The organism is Emticicia sp. W12TSBA100-4, from assembly GCF_040253585.1.
Taxonomy (GTDB): domain Bacteria; phylum Bacteroidota; class Bacteroidia; order Cytophagales; family Spirosomataceae; genus Emticicia.
In genome coordinates this window covers 1-16,595 of record NZ_JBELAU010000026.1, presented here as the reverse complement: position 1 = coordinate 16,595, position 16,595 = coordinate 1, and the positions used below count along the sequence as shown (strand labels likewise).

At 38.8% G+C, this 16,595-nt stretch carries 22 protein-coding genes and 1 tRNA gene; 15 read left to right on the top strand and 8 right to left on the bottom strand.

Annotation, left to right across the window (positions count from 1 at the left end):
• Window positions 1-47 precede the first annotated feature (47 nt).
• From ABR854_RS24640 to ABR854_RS24625, 4 genes are read right to left on the bottom strand one after another with little or no spacing between them, the layout of a single operon-like run.
• Window positions 48-2,198 (bottom strand): hypothetical protein, encoded by a 2,151-nt coding sequence (locus ABR854_RS24640; protein WP_350268521.1) that lies wholly within the window; start codon window positions 2,196-2,198, stop codon window positions 48-50.
• A 9-nt stretch (window positions 2,199-2,207) separates the two neighbouring features.
• Window positions 2,208-3,806: a beta-galactosidase gene (locus ABR854_RS24635; protein WP_350268520.1), complete on the bottom strand. Its 1,599-nt coding sequence runs from the start codon at window positions 3,804-3,806 to the stop codon at window positions 2,208-2,210.
• Window positions 3,803-4,639, bottom strand: a complete 837-nt coding sequence (locus ABR854_RS24630) for a hypothetical protein (protein WP_350268519.1) — start codon at window positions 4,637-4,639, stop codon at window positions 3,803-3,805. Before ABR854_RS24630 ends, ABR854_RS24635 begins: the two co-directional genes overlap by 4 nt.
• Complete coding sequence (locus tag ABR854_RS24625) at window positions 4,632-5,096, bottom strand: hypothetical protein (protein WP_350268518.1); 465 nt, start codon at window positions 5,094-5,096, stop codon at window positions 4,632-4,634. Before ABR854_RS24625 ends, ABR854_RS24630 begins: the two co-directional genes overlap by 8 nt.
• A gap of 198 nt (window positions 5,097-5,294) precedes the next feature.
• Between ABR854_RS24625 and ABR854_RS24620 the strand changes: the two genes are divergently transcribed.
• Entirely contained in the window at window positions 5,295-5,666 is a 372-nt protein-coding gene (locus tag ABR854_RS24620; RefSeq protein ID WP_350268517.1) for a hypothetical protein, read from the top strand.
• A 53-nt stretch (window positions 5,667-5,719) separates the two neighbouring features.
• Here the strand turns inward: ABR854_RS24620 and ABR854_RS24615 are convergent, their stop codons facing one another.
• The 3 genes from ABR854_RS24615 to ABR854_RS24605 all read right to left on the bottom strand — a co-directional run bounded on the left by ABR854_RS24615 (window position 5,720) and on the right by ABR854_RS24605 (window position 8,481).
• Complete coding sequence (locus tag ABR854_RS24615; RefSeq protein ID WP_350268516.1) at window positions 5,720-6,364, bottom strand: heavy metal-binding domain-containing protein; 645 nt, start codon at window positions 6,362-6,364, stop codon at window positions 5,720-5,722.
• Window positions 6,365-6,397: 33 nt separating this feature from the next.
• Window positions 6,398-7,714, bottom strand: a complete 1,317-nt coding sequence (locus ABR854_RS24610) for a tyrosine-type recombinase/integrase (RefSeq protein WP_350268515.1) — start codon at window positions 7,712-7,714, stop codon at window positions 6,398-6,400.
• 305 nt (window positions 7,715-8,019) lie between these two features.
• Window positions 8,020-8,481 carry a hypothetical protein gene (locus ABR854_RS24605; protein WP_350268514.1) on the bottom strand — a complete coding sequence of 154 codons (462 nt, stop codon included), beginning with the start codon at window positions 8,479-8,481 and terminating at the stop codon, window positions 8,020-8,022.
• A 169-nt stretch (window positions 8,482-8,650) separates the two neighbouring features.
• Here ABR854_RS24605 and ABR854_RS24600 point away from each other — a divergent pair, with 169 nt between their 5' ends.
• Together ABR854_RS24600 and ABR854_RS24595 are read left to right on the top strand one after the other, a co-directional pair.
• Complete coding sequence (locus ABR854_RS24600) at window positions 8,651-8,923, top strand: hypothetical protein (protein ID WP_350268513.1); 273 nt, start codon at window positions 8,651-8,653, stop codon at window positions 8,921-8,923.
• A complete protein-coding gene (locus tag ABR854_RS24595) occupies window positions 8,920-9,246 on the top strand; it encodes a hypothetical protein (RefSeq protein WP_350268512.1) in 327 nt (108 codons plus the stop codon). The genes ABR854_RS24600 and ABR854_RS24595 overlap by 4 nt, the downstream gene beginning before the upstream one ends.
• On the opposite strand, the gene ABR854_RS24590 is transcribed toward ABR854_RS24595, so the two are convergent.
• On the bottom strand, window positions 9,243-9,566 hold the full coding sequence (locus ABR854_RS24590) for a hypothetical protein (RefSeq protein WP_350268511.1): 324 nt from the start codon (window positions 9,564-9,566) through the stop codon (window positions 9,243-9,245). The genes ABR854_RS24595 and ABR854_RS24590 overlap by 4 nt on opposite strands.
• A gap of 145 nt (window positions 9,567-9,711) precedes the next feature.
• Between ABR854_RS24590 and ABR854_RS24585 the strand changes: the two genes are divergently transcribed.
• The 12 genes from ABR854_RS24585 to ABR854_RS24530 form a co-directional block, all read left to right on the top strand.
• Entirely contained in the window at window positions 9,712-9,849 is a 138-nt protein-coding gene (locus ABR854_RS24585) for a hypothetical protein (protein ID WP_350268510.1), read from the top strand.
• Window positions 9,850-10,071: 222 nt separating this feature from the next.
• Window positions 10,072-10,419 carry a hypothetical protein gene (locus tag ABR854_RS24580; protein WP_350268509.1) on the top strand — a complete coding sequence of 116 codons (348 nt, stop codon included), beginning with the start codon at window positions 10,072-10,074 and terminating at the stop codon, window positions 10,417-10,419.
• A 743-nt stretch (window positions 10,420-11,162) separates the two neighbouring features.
• A tRNA-Met gene (locus ABR854_RS24575) sits at window positions 11,163-11,235 on the top strand.
• A 253-nt stretch (window positions 11,236-11,488) separates the two neighbouring features.
• Window positions 11,489-12,106, top strand: coding sequence for a hypothetical protein (locus tag ABR854_RS24570; RefSeq protein ID WP_350268508.1), 618 nt, complete (start codon window positions 11,489-11,491; stop codon window positions 12,104-12,106).
• Between the two features lie 290 nt (window positions 12,107-12,396).
• Entirely contained in the window at window positions 12,397-12,840 is a 444-nt protein-coding gene (locus ABR854_RS24565) for a hypothetical protein (RefSeq protein WP_350268507.1), read from the top strand.
• Window positions 12,837-13,133, top strand: coding sequence for a hypothetical protein (locus ABR854_RS24560; RefSeq protein ID WP_350268506.1), 297 nt, complete (start codon window positions 12,837-12,839; stop codon window positions 13,131-13,133). Before ABR854_RS24565 ends, ABR854_RS24560 begins: the two co-directional genes overlap by 4 nt.
• On the top strand, window positions 13,130-13,546 hold the full coding sequence (locus ABR854_RS24555) for a hypothetical protein (protein WP_350268505.1): 417 nt from the start codon (window positions 13,130-13,132) through the stop codon (window positions 13,544-13,546). The genes ABR854_RS24560 and ABR854_RS24555 overlap by 4 nt, the downstream gene beginning before the upstream one ends.
• Window positions 13,543-13,878: a hypothetical protein gene (locus ABR854_RS24550; protein WP_350268504.1), complete on the top strand. Its 336-nt coding sequence runs from the start codon at window positions 13,543-13,545 to the stop codon at window positions 13,876-13,878. The genes ABR854_RS24555 and ABR854_RS24550 overlap by 4 nt, the downstream gene beginning before the upstream one ends.
• The gene (locus ABR854_RS24545; protein WP_350268503.1) at window positions 13,871-14,248 is read left to right on the top strand and encodes a hypothetical protein; all 378 of its coding nucleotides are present in this window, start codon (window positions 13,871-13,873) and stop codon (window positions 14,246-14,248) included. The genes ABR854_RS24550 and ABR854_RS24545 overlap by 8 nt, the downstream gene beginning before the upstream one ends.
• A gap of 294 nt (window positions 14,249-14,542) precedes the next feature.
• A complete protein-coding gene (locus tag ABR854_RS24540; RefSeq protein WP_350268502.1) occupies window positions 14,543-15,043 on the top strand; it encodes a hypothetical protein in 501 nt (166 codons plus the stop codon).
• Between the two features lie 98 nt (window positions 15,044-15,141).
• Window positions 15,142-16,005, top strand: a complete 864-nt coding sequence (locus ABR854_RS24535; protein ID WP_350268501.1) for a hypothetical protein — start codon at window positions 15,142-15,144, stop codon at window positions 16,003-16,005.
• An 8-nt stretch (window positions 16,006-16,013) separates the two neighbouring features.
• Window positions 16,014-16,595 (top strand): hypothetical protein (locus ABR854_RS24530; RefSeq protein WP_350268500.1); only part of this gene is annotated, 582 nt, incomplete at its 3' end.

The window sequence follows — 16,595 nt, the reverse complement described above, 5'->3', positions numbered from 1 at the left end:
AAGCACCCGCAAGGCAGGTGCTTTTTAAATTTTAAATACTAAAAAAACTAAAGATTTGCCAGAATTGGAAAGCCTTCACTCACATCAGCAATATTGTTTTTCTGCCTGATAAATGCTTTTGTGTCTGCTGTAACTGTCGAATCATGCTCGAAAATTATCCCATCTGTCCAGTTTGTCACCGATGAAACATTTGTTCCACTTCCTGACTGTATGTTCGATATCGGAATATCATTATAATTAGCTGACTTGATTCTAAACTTGCGTTTTTTGGTCACAACCAGTATTTCTGAGGCTTCTGATGTTCCATTTGCATTGCTAAGCTTGAAAGTATAATCGCCTGTCAAAGAAGGTGTATATACAAACCCAATACCCAATGTGCCTGTTGTTGTTGTCACACTCTCAGTCAATTGTGTACCATTTCTGAAAATCAAAATAGTGCCTTCTTGTGTTGTAGTCGCTGAAAAAGGACTGCCAACCACAACACTATTAATTAAAAAAGTTGGTGGTGGTGGAGCTGTATTACCAGTCTGATTACTCACAATTGCATTGCTGGCAGCACTTAAAATCTTATCTCTGCTAATTTTTGCAGTCCATGTGCCATTATACATAGCACCATGCTTAAATGTTGTACTATTCGTGATGGCCAGAGCTTGCGGATACCCATCAAGATACATAATTACATAGTCACCTGCTTGAATGCCTGTGCCATTCAGCTCAGCACCTGTCAATACTGGGCTTGCACCGCTGAGAGCTGGAGCATTCGGAGCCACAACAGTACCACCTGCGGTTGCAAGCGTCATATTTGCTCTTACATGCACATGATCAAAACTATAATCATTCTCATCACCACATTCCACAACTAAATATACCTTATCTCCAGAAGCAACCGCAAAGCTCAAGCTAAAATCCTGATTGCCCCCTTCGGTTGTATGCGTATAGCTGTATTTCAGCGTAGTATTATGAAAAATCTTAAACTTTGTTGTCAAATTTCCCATAGTTACATACGGATGAATCACCACACCAACTCTTTTGCTATTACCCGAAATGCTAAACGTGCCTGCTGCTTGCATTGTATGCTCAGTTGCGGCAGCTTCGCCAACATTCGGATGATAAAGCACCCTGTCATTGTTCAGCACAAAGTTTTGGTTTTCCTGAATACCCACAGCTGGGAAGTTAGTTCCAGAAAAACCCCAAGACAATCGTCCATCGTGGTTGGCATACTCATTTGCGGCTGTAAATGTGCTCCCCACCATTTTGCCATATTTTGTCGTGCCTGTATTGCTTGATGCACTGAAATTATTTCTAATATCGTGCGAATAAAAAGTCTGAGAGCCACTGCCGCCATCCACAGACACCGAAATATGATATTCCTGTGCAGTAGAATTGTTGTCTTTTACGAATAAGTTTGACTTTCCAAAAGGTATTTCAAACTCCTGGCCCACTGAGTAGGGGAAAGCCCCATTGTTTACAATCCCGATCGAGTAGCTGCCACTCCCACCTGAAACAGAGCTTACCGTTAATTTTCTTCCTGTCCCAGTAGCAGTACCATACGAAATGTTTGCTTTGAGTTGTTTGTTTTTCGAACCTCCAATTACCAGGTAATTTGTCGACATCGACTCAAATTCCTCTGGAGCTTGAGCCGTGGCACATACCATCACACCACTGCTCGTGATCGGTAAAGTAATCGTAAATAATCCCTGTGAATTAGAAATCCCTGTGCGATAAGGCTCATCACTTCGTTCAAAGCCTTGATTTCCTGATTGTCCCAAAATTCTTGACCGATAAATACGCACAATACTATTTCCTTTTACAGTCTGAACAGTTATCGTGCTGCTCAGTCCAGGATTAATACTATCATTCACAATTACAGGTGTATCGCTCATCGGTAAACCAGTGAGTTGATTATTATAAAAAAGTTCATAAGCAGTAAATGTCTGAGTTTCACTACTTACTTTATCCTTTACCTGAATATCATACACACCATGCCAAAAGCCCAACGCCGCAATATACCCATCTTTATTATTGCTTATCGTCGATGTTGTCGGAACATCAAACCAAACATCCCAGTCGGTATAAGGCTTAAACCGCATTTCATAGCTACCGCTGCCACCCGTAACTTTCACCCCTAAGCCAATCCAGTGGTGGGGATAACCAGGGTAAGGCCTTCCAAATTTATTTTGAATCAGTTCTACTGTCATTTTCGTAAATTATAAATCGTTAGTTAAAATAATTCTTACGTGTTTGCTTGGGCTGCCACCTGCATCCCTCCATCTTTGCTCTACAGCTGGCCAGTTGCTCAGGCACTCGCTCATTGTAGTGTTTACAGTACCTTCCCAGTTTATTGGTGTAGTATCTTTATTCTTGTACTCATCACCGATTTCCCTTACTAACTGTTTATAGGCAGTCCATTCGTTTAGTTTTTCAGGGTTTTTCGATATGATGAAAGCTCCAAAAACTAAACCGTTATCAAACGCAGACCTGATGTAGCTTCTTGTAGTTTCTACATTACTCGCATCAAAATCAGCTATTTCCGACCATTTTGGTTTCGTACTCAAGCTATTAATATAGTCAGCCGAAATAGAAGGCCCGACTGGATTCACCGTCATCGACGAAAAATCTGTCTTCACCACATCGGCATACGTACATATATCAGGCACATTAAAGCTCAAACGTAGTATTACATCTTCACGATTACAACTTCCATACTCAGCAATTGTCAGAATATTCGAGTTATAAGACTGCACAATGTTTTTGCACTGAATAAAAAACTCCTTCTTCTTATTATACTGATGAAGCCACCAATCTCGACCACGTTTTTGGCTCATCATACCTCTTATTGCGGCCAAATTCGACGAAAATCTGTTTGTAAGTCCAGTTTTTGGCACTTGAATTTCCGACCAATCGTTCCATCCATGGCTAACTGGCCCCCAGTTGTCTTTTAGGTTTTGCATTGTTCCATATTTCGTCTGCATTCTATTCCTAAAATCAGCTTGATTCAGCTCGTTGTAGTCGAATAAGGCAAAATACTGCGGATCAGGATATTGCTGATTAAACATATTACCCCCAAACTCCTGACTTCCAATGAGGGTTGGGCTAACATAATATAGCTTATTACCCAAAACAGGATAGTATCTATCCATAATCTTTCTCAAAAAAGTCTGAATCATATTCACACCTGGAGCGTAAGCAAATGAGGGAGTATTATCACCATAATAAACCCTTTGCTCAAAGCCCCATTCATCTTTTTCTGAGTTTGCAAACCCATAGAAATTAGGTACATAATTGTCGTCGACTGCCATGTGAACCCTAAAACCAACAGGCAGGTTCTTACTATTTGCCAAATCCACAACTTGATCATATAGTCCCCAAACCGCTGATGTTCCGCTGTTAAGCTGGTCCCAGCTCTGAAACAAATAAGATAGCTGAAATGTCAAGCACAAAAAGTTCACACCTCCTTCATCTACCATCTCATTCATTTGATCTTTGTAGAGCTGTAAATTTTGCAAAATCTGCCAATCGTTGAGTGGCATATACGCAATAAACCTTTTCGGCTGAGTTGTCGAAAAATTACATTCCCCATCAAATACCGTCACCACGCCCTGGGAATCAGTTTGTACTTTATAGGTTTTTCCGCCAAATTTCAACGCATAAAACCCCGCACCAAAGGGAGTCGTCTTTGCTTGATTCCTATAAAGTGTCATACCCAATTTCGGAGTTTCATAAAAATAAACTCCTTCTTCAACCCGTGCAGGATTGATTGATGCTGAGCATACCTGCCCAATACCTGCAATACTTTGTATGCTCATATATTTATACCTGTTACCAATATTCCTTCGTTTTCAACTCTGTCCGTAACTTCTTCTATCTCTAATATTTCAAGTTCAGAATCAAACACTTCTTCTATCTCTAATATCTCAAGCACGCTCGCATTGCACTTAACTTCAAACTCATACCTCAAATATTCTACGGCCAAATTGCTTTTGAGCTTAGCATATCCAGTATATTTCCCATCTCCAATATTTTCAATACCATCAACTGCTTCCGTAAAAACAGGTATCTCAGATTCAGATTCTACACACGCAATCATATATAGCTCAGGCATTCCGCTTGCAAACACAAACTTTGTCAATCCAGCTTCGCAATCAGTAATTACCGCCACAATCCTATCTTTTTGCTCAAGTAATTTGCTTCTCACAAAAACCAGCTCATACTCAGTCATATCACCATTCACCTGCTCCTGATTAACTTTGTATGATACATCAAACGGATTAAACACCCGCTCATTGTCATTTGCATCATGCAGCTCTAAGCACACCTGTTGCTTTTTCAAAGTTTCATTATACCAGGCTTGAAAATAAACTGGTGCAACCTTGCTCCGAAACTTCAGTGTAAGCGTATAATTCTCGCCACTACCACTATCATCAATCGAGAATTTCCCTTCTTCAAAATCCCCGTCACTCCAATCGCAAAGCCATCGCTCATTGCTTTTAAATAGTAGTGGTGGTGGAATTTCAGTCTTAGTCTGCCATTTCTGCTGAATAATATCCGCTGAGCTGGCTATCCTAATCCTTACAAACTGCCCATCATTTTTTCCCTGCTCCCAATCGAGCGGCGAAACTGCACTTCTGTTTTCAATCATGTTTGCCTGATTTTATTCTGTACCTGTAGTCATACTTTTTCAAAGATTGATAAAAAGTTTGGTCGTATGTAAGACCATTCCCCTCACAAAACCACTCAATGCACTCTTTGTGCATCACCTCTGGTTTTTCTTGTCTTAACTCATCACAATATTTTATAAACTTTTGCTTGAGCATAAAATCAAGCATATTGTTTATTTTTCTTACCGTATCCATCGTTAGTTTACTGCCTGAAGACTTTCTCCATTTGTTTTCATTATAGAAAACAAGCCTTTCTTGCGGAAACTTTGTTCGGTCTATTTTTTCTTCCGTTTTTCTCGGCAGGTAAGCATTATTTTTGATTACGGACTCAATAGCCAATGCAAGCACGTCTTTTACCGAAGCCGTTATGTCTTCGGGATGTTCCTTTTTCAAAAACTCGAAATTTTGTTGGGTTAGGGGTATTGCAATCTTTCGCATTATGAGCAGTTTTAGGCGATTTTTGTCAGTTTTTCAGGGGACAAAGCCTTACATCTTTTCTCTACAAATCTATGTAATCGACAGAACATATATTCTAAAATATTAGAAAAAATTTATAACAATTTTGTATTTGTTAGATTTTGTCTATATTTGACCTCTAACAGAATATTGACTTATTCTTAACAAAACAAATCGTTCATGAAAAAAACACTTGGAATCTTGCTTGTCGCATCGTCGTTGAGCTTTGCCGCATTAGCAAGTCTGTGTAATCAGGAGCAGTGTATTGGAATTGTAATTGTAGATGATTATGTTGCCGAAGTGCCAACACTTGATTTTACATTTGCAGAAATGAAATTATTGCCTCTCGATGTGTTCGCCACACCTGAGATGGCCGATGATTTTCTCGTCCAAAAAACTTGCGAGGGTTATACTGCTACATTTCTCAAGCCGCCAATTTGCCTGAAGCCAGGAAAAGCCGCTAACATTAATTATTCAGCTACCGACGCCTTCGAGCCTTTCCGACAATCATCTTATCTCTACGGAAATTTTTTGTCCAATAGAAATTCATAGGAAAGATTAAAAAGATAAATAAAACGCCCACTGGAGAAGGTGGGCGTTTTTTGTTATAATTGCACTTTACTAAATTTTCCGATCATTTTCATTTCTTCCGAAACTTCAATTAGCTGAGCTATTTGCTCTTTATTTTCGATCGGAAGTACATCAAGATTTTTCAATCTTACTGCCGTGCCAGTAGCACAAACTAAAATCATACCTTTTAGTGAGCCAACTTCTGCATAGTCTATATCCACTCCAACCACAGCGTTTCCACCCATAGAAATTGCTTTCGTACGAAGTATATTTAAACAATTACTTTCACCTGTCGAAACCTTTGCATTCATTGATTTAGAATCTGCACCTATAAAATCACCCCACGAAGAAGCTATTTCAGTATAAAATCCTGTTCCCATTGTAGACTGTGCAGTTACTAATCCTATAACTTCAATGTCCCAACTTCTTGGCTCTTGTATAGATATACAAGGCACAAAATCAATGTTATTCATTTGAAATTTTGAAATTCTGTTAACAGCATCATTATACTTATCTTTCGCAGAATAATATTTGTCATACCCACACTTTTCACAATAATGTGTCTTATGTTCTTCAGGCGGTAAATAGTGATTAATAAATTCAACTGTTTCTTCTTTTAAAAGCTTGTTCGAGTTCATGAATCCCTTAAAAGATTCATTACAATTAGGGCAGTTTTCCATGTGTTTTGTAGATTTTATATTTTCCCACAAATATCATGAAGCCATCCGAAAACTCTGCAAAAACTCACTATATTTTTTCAGTATCGGGTTGTTGGCTGCCTTTGCGTGCTTCTCCAATTCATGCAGCAATCGCCCGCCTTGCACTGTCGAATAATTCGCCAGCTGCTTTTCGGTCTTATGCCCCATCATAAATTTTATTGATGAGCGTGGAATCATATATTCATTTTCCATCATCGATGCAAAAGTTTCTCGAAACACCGATGTCGTGAGCTCAAACCCAACCGTTTCGGTATTTATCTTACAATAATCCCCCAAGTACTTCAATGCCTTATTTGCATCGGTTATGTGTAGTCGTGGTATCTTTTCAATACTTCCGTACTTACTTATAATAATCGCTGCTTCAGGTAAAAGCGGTGGCAACGAATACACGCTCGACTTCTCCCTTTGCTTCTTCCAGCACGCTCCCTGCAAATGCTCACTTTTCAAATCCAAAAAATCAATATAACTAAACCCCGTGTGCATCAAAAACACCGCTATATCCCTTATCTTCTCTACCGATTTCACTGTGCAGTTTTCAATCGCTTTTCTCTCAAGCAAGCCTAAATACTTTGGTGGCTGAATCTCCGAATACGTTAAATTAAGCTTAGCAATCGGCGAATGCTGAATCAACTCCTCATTGACCGCATAATCAATAACCGTTTTCATCAGCGTAGCGTGTTTATTACAATGGTCAATTCCAAACTTCTGTTTACTCATTTCATCCTTTTGTTGCTTCATCCAGCTCAGCAGCTCTTTAATATGCTTATACTTCACCTCATTTATCAGCAGCTTGCTGTACTTTTTTTCCGAAAAAAACTCGATAATGTTATTTTGCCTAATGCAATAGTTTGTGGCAGTACCTCTCGACCATCCCCGTTCAATCTCATATTCTTCAATCATTTGCTTCATCAAGCTCACAAAAGTAGGAATCACCTTCCTTTTGATCGTTCGGGTCGCTGGGTCAAAGCATTTCCTTAATTCGTTATAGCTCGGCACGTCCTCCGAAAAAGTCTGCATCGACTTAAACAGCTCCCGATACCCGTCTCTAATCTGAGCCAGCTGCTCATTAATATGCTCCGATTCATAGAAGCTCTGCACAACATACTGAGGTTGGCCATCTTTGCTCAAGGTTGGAGCGTGAAGTCTGTTTTTTGGGTAAGCCCACCAAAATCGGTGTGGTATTTTTATTTTAGTGCTTTGGGCCGTATCTCGTTTTTGGCCCTCAATTTCAAGTTGGTAGTAGATTACGAGTTTTTTGTCTGGACTGCTACAAGTCTCTGCCGCTCGGAGATAGAAATGTACTGATAGCATCTTTTTTTGGTGTTTCATGTGTGTATGTGTTTAGTGAAACCCAACACATCACAAACTGTGAGCAGGAAAATAAAACTGTGAGCAAATCTGAATCATATTTATTATACGGTACTTTTGCTCTAAAACACAAAAAAAGCAGACCTTTAGAGTCTGCTTTTCAGTAATTAGTTAACTATCAATGTTTTATTTGTGATTCCAATAGGGTCTGAGGTGGACAGATCGCTATTTTCGGAAAAACTGCTATAAAAGCTCCATTTATGAATGAAAATGGTTAAAAAAACTATTTTCTAAGTCACTTAGAAGTATTACAAACTTCTACTGTCGGCAGATATGTGAGCAGGAATTGAGCGAATGACTTTCATCATGGCAATTCGTTTTCCTCCTTTCACATGTGACACACTGCCGAGAAAATTAAAAGGGCTTACCTTTCCCTCGTATCGGTTTAACAACATTTCATAATGATTGATAATTTTTTCATAACGTTGTTCAATCTTATCTTCTATTTGTCGAAAAACTTCTTTTAAACTTTCTGAACTTTGATTATTTACAGTAGTCTTATTATTGTCTGAAATATTGTACTCTTCTCCAAAAAAATAAGACAACGGTTTGCCCGTAGCTGAACTTGCTTTTCTTATATAATCTATTTCAAAAGTATCCTTTTTGAATAGTAAATACAGGTTTGTCCTACTGATTCCCAGTATATCAGCAGCATTTACAGGTGAAATACCTGCTTCTTCAAATGCTAATTTCATTCTTTCTCCAGTCATTTGCAAAAAATATTTTAAAACACGTGAAAAATATTGTAAAATTTATTTGGATTGCTTGTAAAATATATTGTACTTTGTCCTATTAATATTGTAAAGATTATAATAAACTTTACAATATCAAAGAAATTGTAAAGAAAAGTTTGCTGACCACGTAAAAACACCTATTGAAATGAGTATAATCCCCTTACCAAACAGCATAAAAGCACATGCTGAATATCTGAAGGAAGTAGATGTAAAGAAGTATAATGAAATGATTGCTGATTTGGCTATTCATGGACAAACTGAGTATTTCAGACAGACTCTTTGCCGCAATGGTAATGAGGGATATGACTTACGAAATGTTAGGTCAGTAGTTTCTACGATTTTGTGCAAGTACTTAGGTTTTACACCTGAGAATTTTATAAATAATGAATTGCCTAAACTTAAACAGATGGAGTTATGAGCGGAATAAATAATGATGTGGTTGTGCACACTGAGTTGGATGCTTATATGAATAGTATTGGTTTTGAGTGTGGAGAGGAAGTTATTGACAAAACAGTTAATTTTTATCATGCGAGTAGAGATATTGGCAAATTGGATAGTGTCAATACTCATACATTGATTATTCAAGTTGAGTTTATAACTAAAGAGTTAGGTGTAGAGATACATGCTTTTGGTGGAAAAGCAAAAATACCTGTGATTGAAGGCTTTTATTTTGATTCGATTGATGATATAAAGAAGCAAATTGAAAGAAATGATTTTTTGCTGAAACTGCTAAAATGTTAGGAATTTGAAAAGTAATGATTGATTTCTCGGAAGTCTTTAATGATAAAGTTTTTTATAAAATTAGTGTCTAGTTCTTTGCGTTCTGCATGTCCAGTAGCTGAAAACAAGCAATCTTGTAAACGAGAAATTGATGTTTTTCGTAGAGAATCAATAAATGATGAATCGGTTTTGAGAGCAAAAAGAGATTTACGTGTTTTTTTGATTGATTCAATTATTACAATCATTCCTATGTGCGAGATTGGTTCAGGAACGCTTTCGATAAGATAAAGCTGTTTTTTGAATGTTGATTTTGCACGAGTATAGTCTACTGTTGGTTTCATAGTACAGTTTTTAAACTCAAATATAATGCCTTTTGTCAGAGAAACAAGATGTTTGACACGGCACTATCGTGAGCGTGTCGCATGGTTCGCTACCCCGCAGACAGTAGCTGCCATGCAAGTATTGAACACCTAACCCAATTTTTTTATGATGGCACTTTTTGATGATATAGATAAGCACCCAGTGGCGAGTATAGCTGCTATTGTGTGGGTGATTGGCGTAGCTTTGGTTGTGCAAGGTTTGCTCAATCCTCACAAAGTTGATAAAGATGACAGGTATTTTTGAATATATGACGCTCAGCGAGTATCTGAATATTACTTCGGTGGATTCGCTCATGAAGCTTGAGTCCTATGAGCTGGCTCAGGAGCGTTAGACTATTAGAGAATATCGGTTTCATTTATCACGGGTTTTGGAGATACATCAGTTAGATGATGATAGCCAAACCCAAACTGCATTTGATTTTTTTATTGTCGTTTTTGAACACCCTTTTGACCTTTATTGACCATCATGGACGAATTGAGAAGAATAAAAGAAGATGAAATTGTAGGCAAATTTCGTGTGATTTTATCGGAAAAGAACGACTTTTTGAGTCGGAGGGCTTTTGGGAAGATACTGCAAGATTGCCAACATGGCGATATTGATTTTGTGCCTTTGCTTCGGAAGGCAATAAATATGCCGATTGTGGGTAAGGAATCGGACTTGCCTTATGTGGAAGTGCCGATGAGAAACGAGCGGCCACCGAACGGCATGAAGCAATGCCAAATATGCCACAAGAGGTTTGAGAAGGGGGAAAATGGGTGGAAAGGTTGGAAGCGGTTTTGTAAGAAAGCGTGCGAAGTTACGGATTTGGTATGATGTATTTACTGTTTTCGGGCCCTGGGATTGTGCTTGTGATCGGTTTGGTTGTGAGCGTGGTGTATTTGCTGTTCGATATTGAGGATGCAGATAAGTTGATGAAACAGTTTTTAAGAAAAATATTTGGCTCTGATTAAGTTGTGTGGATTTAGTGTTCGGTCAGTATCGGCCATTTGGCTGGCAACTGAGTCAGGGCAAAAAGTATTAGTCACCGACCAAGGTTTTTTTGGCTATTGAATCAATAAGCTCATGCACGCTGATTGGCGGAACATGAGTCGGTGACAGCTCCGACTTAGCAGTTTGACATAATACTCAGGTTTTCCCGATTTGTGGAATTGCTGAGTCGGAGCAAAATTTTGGAACCCCGACCATAAAAGTAGTATATGTGTTTAGGATAATGCTCATGCAGGCTGATTGGCCGAACGTGAGTCGGGGTTAATGAGGTGATTGGTGTAATGGTTTTGCACGTCGGCCCGGATGCCGGAAGTTGGGGTTCAATTCCCCGTCACCTGCTATTCCTGCTCATGCGGGTAAGGGATTTTACGCCCTTTTTGATGGAATTAGGCTCAGATTTAAGGTTTTGAAGATCATCATAGTTAACGGTTGAATACTTCATGCTCATCAATTTTGGTGAGCCTTGAGTCTGAGCATCTTTCGACTGAATAGAAGGTTTTGACCTTTTAGTCACGCACATAGTGATAGCTCAATACCTCAGTTTTTGAGGCTATTGAGTCGGAAGATTTTGCGAGGTGGAGCAGATGGCAGCTCGTCGGGCTCATAATCCGAAGGTCGTAGGTTCGAGTCCTACCCTCGCTACAATGCAAGCTTACTACAAAGCCTTCCTTTAGGAATAAGTGCAGGAAAAGTTGTTGAATCCAGATTAATGCTTCAAACTGAGACAAAAGAAGCTGCAAACGGGGATGACGTACCGCATGGACTGCCACCATGCGAAGGGGGAGAGTATTGGTCACACTTTTTTAGGGTGGTGTGCCTGTTCGATTCAGGAACTCTCACAAATGCCCACGATTGTGGGTAAGGGTTTTTATTGTTTAACTTTTAATTTTTGACTATGAATAAGTCAACAGTACCTATTTCCGACGTAATCAATAAGCCAGTTTTGGACCTTCTGAAAATGAAGCTGGAGGCGTTCAAAAGAATGGATGAAAACAACAGAATAAGAAGAGACGAAGCTTACAGAGACAAGTATCCGAGAATCGGAGATAGTGTTTTCAGGACCGTTGAGAAGATTTTGACTTTGTTTAGAAAAAAGTTTGAACAAGGGCAAATTAAAGCAAACAAATTAAAGTTTACCTACTCCTATTTTAAGAAACACGCTAATTCTCGCTACTGTGAGCGGACGTTTCTGAACCACCTCAATACGCTGTGTGGTGCATTTCAAAAGATTTTTAAGTTGAGAGAGCGTGATACGCTCGGAATACCCGGAAAAGACTGTGTATGTGTGTGCATAGAGTTTGCACCCGGAATTATGCAGTTTAAGAACCCTGCCTACAATGAGATATATGCTGGTGACTTTAAGGTGCCAGTGAAATATGCAAATGTCAGCCCGAATGAAAAATCAGGCACGACAATGCCGTATTTGAACAAAGATTTGTTTGCCCCACCATCTGAGCGAACGGGGGGAGCGAAATCAATCGGAAGCCTCCTTGGGGGGCTTTTTAAAGGGTAGATAGTGAAAAATTTTGATATAAGTTCTTATATAGGTACTTATCAAAAATTTTAGAACTTGATTAGAACGATTTGGAATTTAGGAAAGTACCCAAAGCGTCGAAATCTGCCACTCTGTCCGAAATCTTCGGATAAAAATTGAAAAATGGATTTGTCAAAAAAGTATCAGAATTGCTTCGCAACTTTGGGTAGGGGGAGAAGTGTTCTGATGGTTCTGATTTGAACTGATAAAGAGGGTCTGGGGTCGGGCGGCCCGCAATTTTAAAAAGCAATCAATCACAAAAAAACAATATGGAAACTTTAGCAATGAACTCAGCACCCGAATCGGGCGTATTTGACAAGAAAGGCTGCAAAATGAGCCTGTGGGTGAGCTATCAGCACACTTGGATTGACACGAAAGGAAATGCCAGGAACAATCAGACCTACTATCTGAAATTCAAAGGCGAAGAAAACTATGAAGGTATAAATACTGAGCTGCCGAGAGCTTTTGAGCTTATTGAGAATATCTACAAAGAAGGAAGGAAGTTCAAAACAATTGCATTATACCTGAATTGGAATGCTGGTAATACTCACCCTGATAAGTCGATTATAAACCCGATGGTTTTCAAGATTGTAAACAAAAACGGAAATCTTGAATTTACTCTTGCACCGCTATCAGGCGATGATAGTGGTAATGCTGCACAATATATCAGAGAACAGTTTGAACGAATTAACGAAATCCATCATTCGGTATGAGCCAGAATTTCAAAGGAAAGGCATTTGAGCTTGACAGCACAATGATCAAGCATCTTGAGACACTTAATAGGCAGTGTCTGATATTGAATTCAATGGAAAGCGATACGAAAGCAAGTTATCAACTGAATCATCAACGTGTGTTGATAATAGTGCAGGAGCATCCTGACGGTGAGTTTTATACCTCGTTTGCGTGGTGGAGCTTTGAAAGCTCGCTCGCTGAGCTTACTTATTTGAAGCTCACCACGGCCATTGAAAATATGAATTATTATTTAAAATACTACGGAAGCAAATGAGACCACGTTTTTTACAGGAACACATTCACAATTTTGTGATGAACCAAGAGCCTGAGTATATAGAGCTCTATATCACGAAATTAGAATATAAGGAAATGGCGGAAACGCTGTTTTCGTTCAGCATCGGTTTGATGCAGAATATTCAGAATAATATGCATCAATATACCTCAAGCTCAGAATACCTTTTGGTTGAGCTTGTTAGAAAGACTTTTTCACAGAAGGATATTGGTAAGTGGGCATTGTTGCCTTACTCGAAAGAATATAAGTACAAATTGAATATCGGGATTGCTCTCACGCTCCTGCAGACATTTCAGCTTGAGCGTGTGAATACTCACGGACAGTCGCTCTTGAATAAGATTGACAAACAATTAGTTGATTATGGATTTTACACTCAAAACTTATTAGCACAATGATAGCAGCAATAGAAGTAGTTAGCCAGATAACAATTGAAGTTATAGAGGATTCGGTTCTTTTGAAAGGAACTGACGTTGCGATGGGTGTTAGTCCGAACATTGACATCAAACAATATTTTGATCAAGATGAATATCCAAACTCGAATGGTTGTGATATGATAACGAAAGTATTGGTTTCGGCACTTAGTGGAAATATAAAGATGGCACATGAAAAAGGTTATAAGAATGATGTTGTGCATTTGCGACAAATTATAGCTCAGCTTGAGGAAATGTTTGTTATTGCTCATACTCAATTAATTTACGCTGATGAAAAGGAGGTGAAAAATGGATGAGTTGCAAGTTCCAGCTTATAAGTTTGATGAAATGTGTATAATTTTAGATGCCATGTCGCTTGCTGATGGTGACAAAGTAAAACATACCTGCTTTTACGATAAGAAAGAATATATAATTACTTCAGCAACCGGAACGGGTCGGGGGAATGGATATGATTTTTTGGAAGGATATCGGGTTGAAGTTTTTGCTATGTATAAAGGAACTTTGAAACCGCTTTTGCGTGGTGAGCATTGGCAGCAAGTTGAGCTTGGGCGAAGGCAACGGACTTATCAAGGTCGGCTCATAAAACATGGTGTGAGAAAACTGGTTGTTTGTGAGCCACATAGATTTTTTAAAACTGATGCTTTAACTCAAACCTCTTTATTCTAATGATAGTAAAATTTATACTTTTGAAAATAGAAGATAAACGGCCAACTGGTTGTGAACTTCATGTAGGTAATTTGTATGAAGGACTGCAGTCTGATGATTATCGAATACATTACACCGACAGAACAGGAACAGACTGGATTTTTTATATAGGCGATACTTGTGAAATTGTCCTTTGAACCAAAACGACTACTGTGTAACTTAGCAAAATGAAAGTCCACGATTAGGAGTCGTGGACTTTCGATAATTGTATTGGCAGACAAGAGGCGTAAGACACCTCAAATATAATAAATTCTGATGAATACTCTGCCGATTCTTGTAAAACCGTACGTTCGAGATTATTTCTTACGTCAGGAAAAAATTGCCTGCCCACCCAAGGATGACTCTAATCCTATTATTGAACGCCGCCACTGGTTTGGTCGTGTGATTTCGAGTATTATAAGCTTTCACCCGCTTGATAATAATGAATTGCCCGATGATTATAGAATACCATCAAAAATTTCAAAGCTCGTGACGATGGATATTGAGGTTACTTTTCCGGTGAAAGTACATCAGCTCGACACGCATCACTTTTTGCAAATGGGCTATGCCCTTGAAGCAATGTTTGAGCAGCATTTGATATATTATTGCATGGGGTATTTCTCGTATGTGTTGAATTGTCAAGCGGCAGTTAACAAGTTTTTTGCAGAATATGAAGTCTCAGAAGAACACCTGAGTAAAGATGCTGCCTACAAGATGGTAGAAAGATACTACAAAGAGAAAAAAGAATTGAGAATGAAAACTTTGGTCGGGAAATGACAAAGTAATGTCGGATTCTTGACTTTTTTTGTCCGATCTCAGAATACCCCTCAAACTTCTGTCCTTTGACCTCAAAGATACAAAAAATAGCTTTGTGTATGAACACTGACTATACACAGGTAGGCAATATTGCAGGTGTCAATAGGCTCGTTATTGTTTCGGATGATAATTTTCTCTCATCGCCAGATAATTTTGGTGAATGGGAAGATATTGTTTTATCGGATGATGCAATGGTAGTTGAGATTTTGTTTGCTCCGAATAGTTGCTCGCTTGATGTTGTTCAGGCGGTTTCGGCCAATAGCAATATCTACAATTTGCAGATCGGATTGACCAAACCCTTAATGACCAAGGAGCTTCGGCAATGGATTGTGAATAATGCCGAGCGGAAATGGATAGCGTTTGTAGAAGATTATAATTTCAATACGCACGTTTGTGGTGTGCCAGGTGCGGGATTGCAAATGCTTATCACTCAAAAAACTGGCAATAATGGCTCGGCTCGAAATACTAATGATATTGTTTTGGCTGGGCAAATGCTTCTTTCTCCTTACATAATCGAAAATTTTAATATGGTACTCTCTGGAAAAGTAATCGACCTTACTCGCTATGCTACACGTGATATTAAGGTGATGCGAGGCGATTCGCTCAAGGAAACTTTTACGTTTAAGAATGCTGATGGTTCGCTTCAGATTTTGGAAGATGATGAGTTTTTTATGGATGTTCGGGATTCAAATAATAATTTGATTCTTGAATTTTATAGAAGAAATGCCTCTCCCACCGAAAAAGGTTTTAGCCTGAATGAAGCAGGAAATACCTTAAATATGCAAAAAACTGGCACTGAAATGCTGATTCCGGCAGGAACTTATAACTATGATTTGGTTAGAATTACTCCTGATGGAAAACGTGAAACTCAGCTGAAAGGCAGGTTTATTGTTGAAAATAATGTTACAAATCATCAAAATTAATATAAAAAATGCCTACTGAAATTTCTAATACTGAACCTGCAAGTACAATTGTAATAGGTCAAGAGGCTTCACAAGGCCCACGTGGGTTTGCTGGTTGGACGCCGGTGATTGCCCAGATTCCGGATGGGCTCAGACTTGTGAACAAATTATTATCTTATCAAGGCGGTGAAGGTGTTTTGCCAACAAGCCTGGCTGATATTGTTGGCAAGTTTCAAAAAGCTGATGGAACTTGGACTTCTGTGATTTCGGAAGCTTTTGATATTAATAGTGGCAGTGCGGCTAATGCGGCTATTGCTACAACTAAGGCGAGTGAGGCTGCTGCAAGTGCAAGTAATCTTGACAATGTTACAAAAAGCACCTTTTTGTATAATATAGTTACTGAAACGGCAAATGGTGAGAGTTTGAATGGTGCGAGCATATCAACTTCAAATCAAACAATAACTATTCCGACAGGCATTGCAGGAGGTAGCACATATCTTCAAAAAAGAATGGTATTAGCTAATTATCCAACATGGGTGGTTGGTCACAAAATAATGTTTATCGTTATTATAAATGAAAACATTGCAAATGCGAGTGATAATATTTTGGGC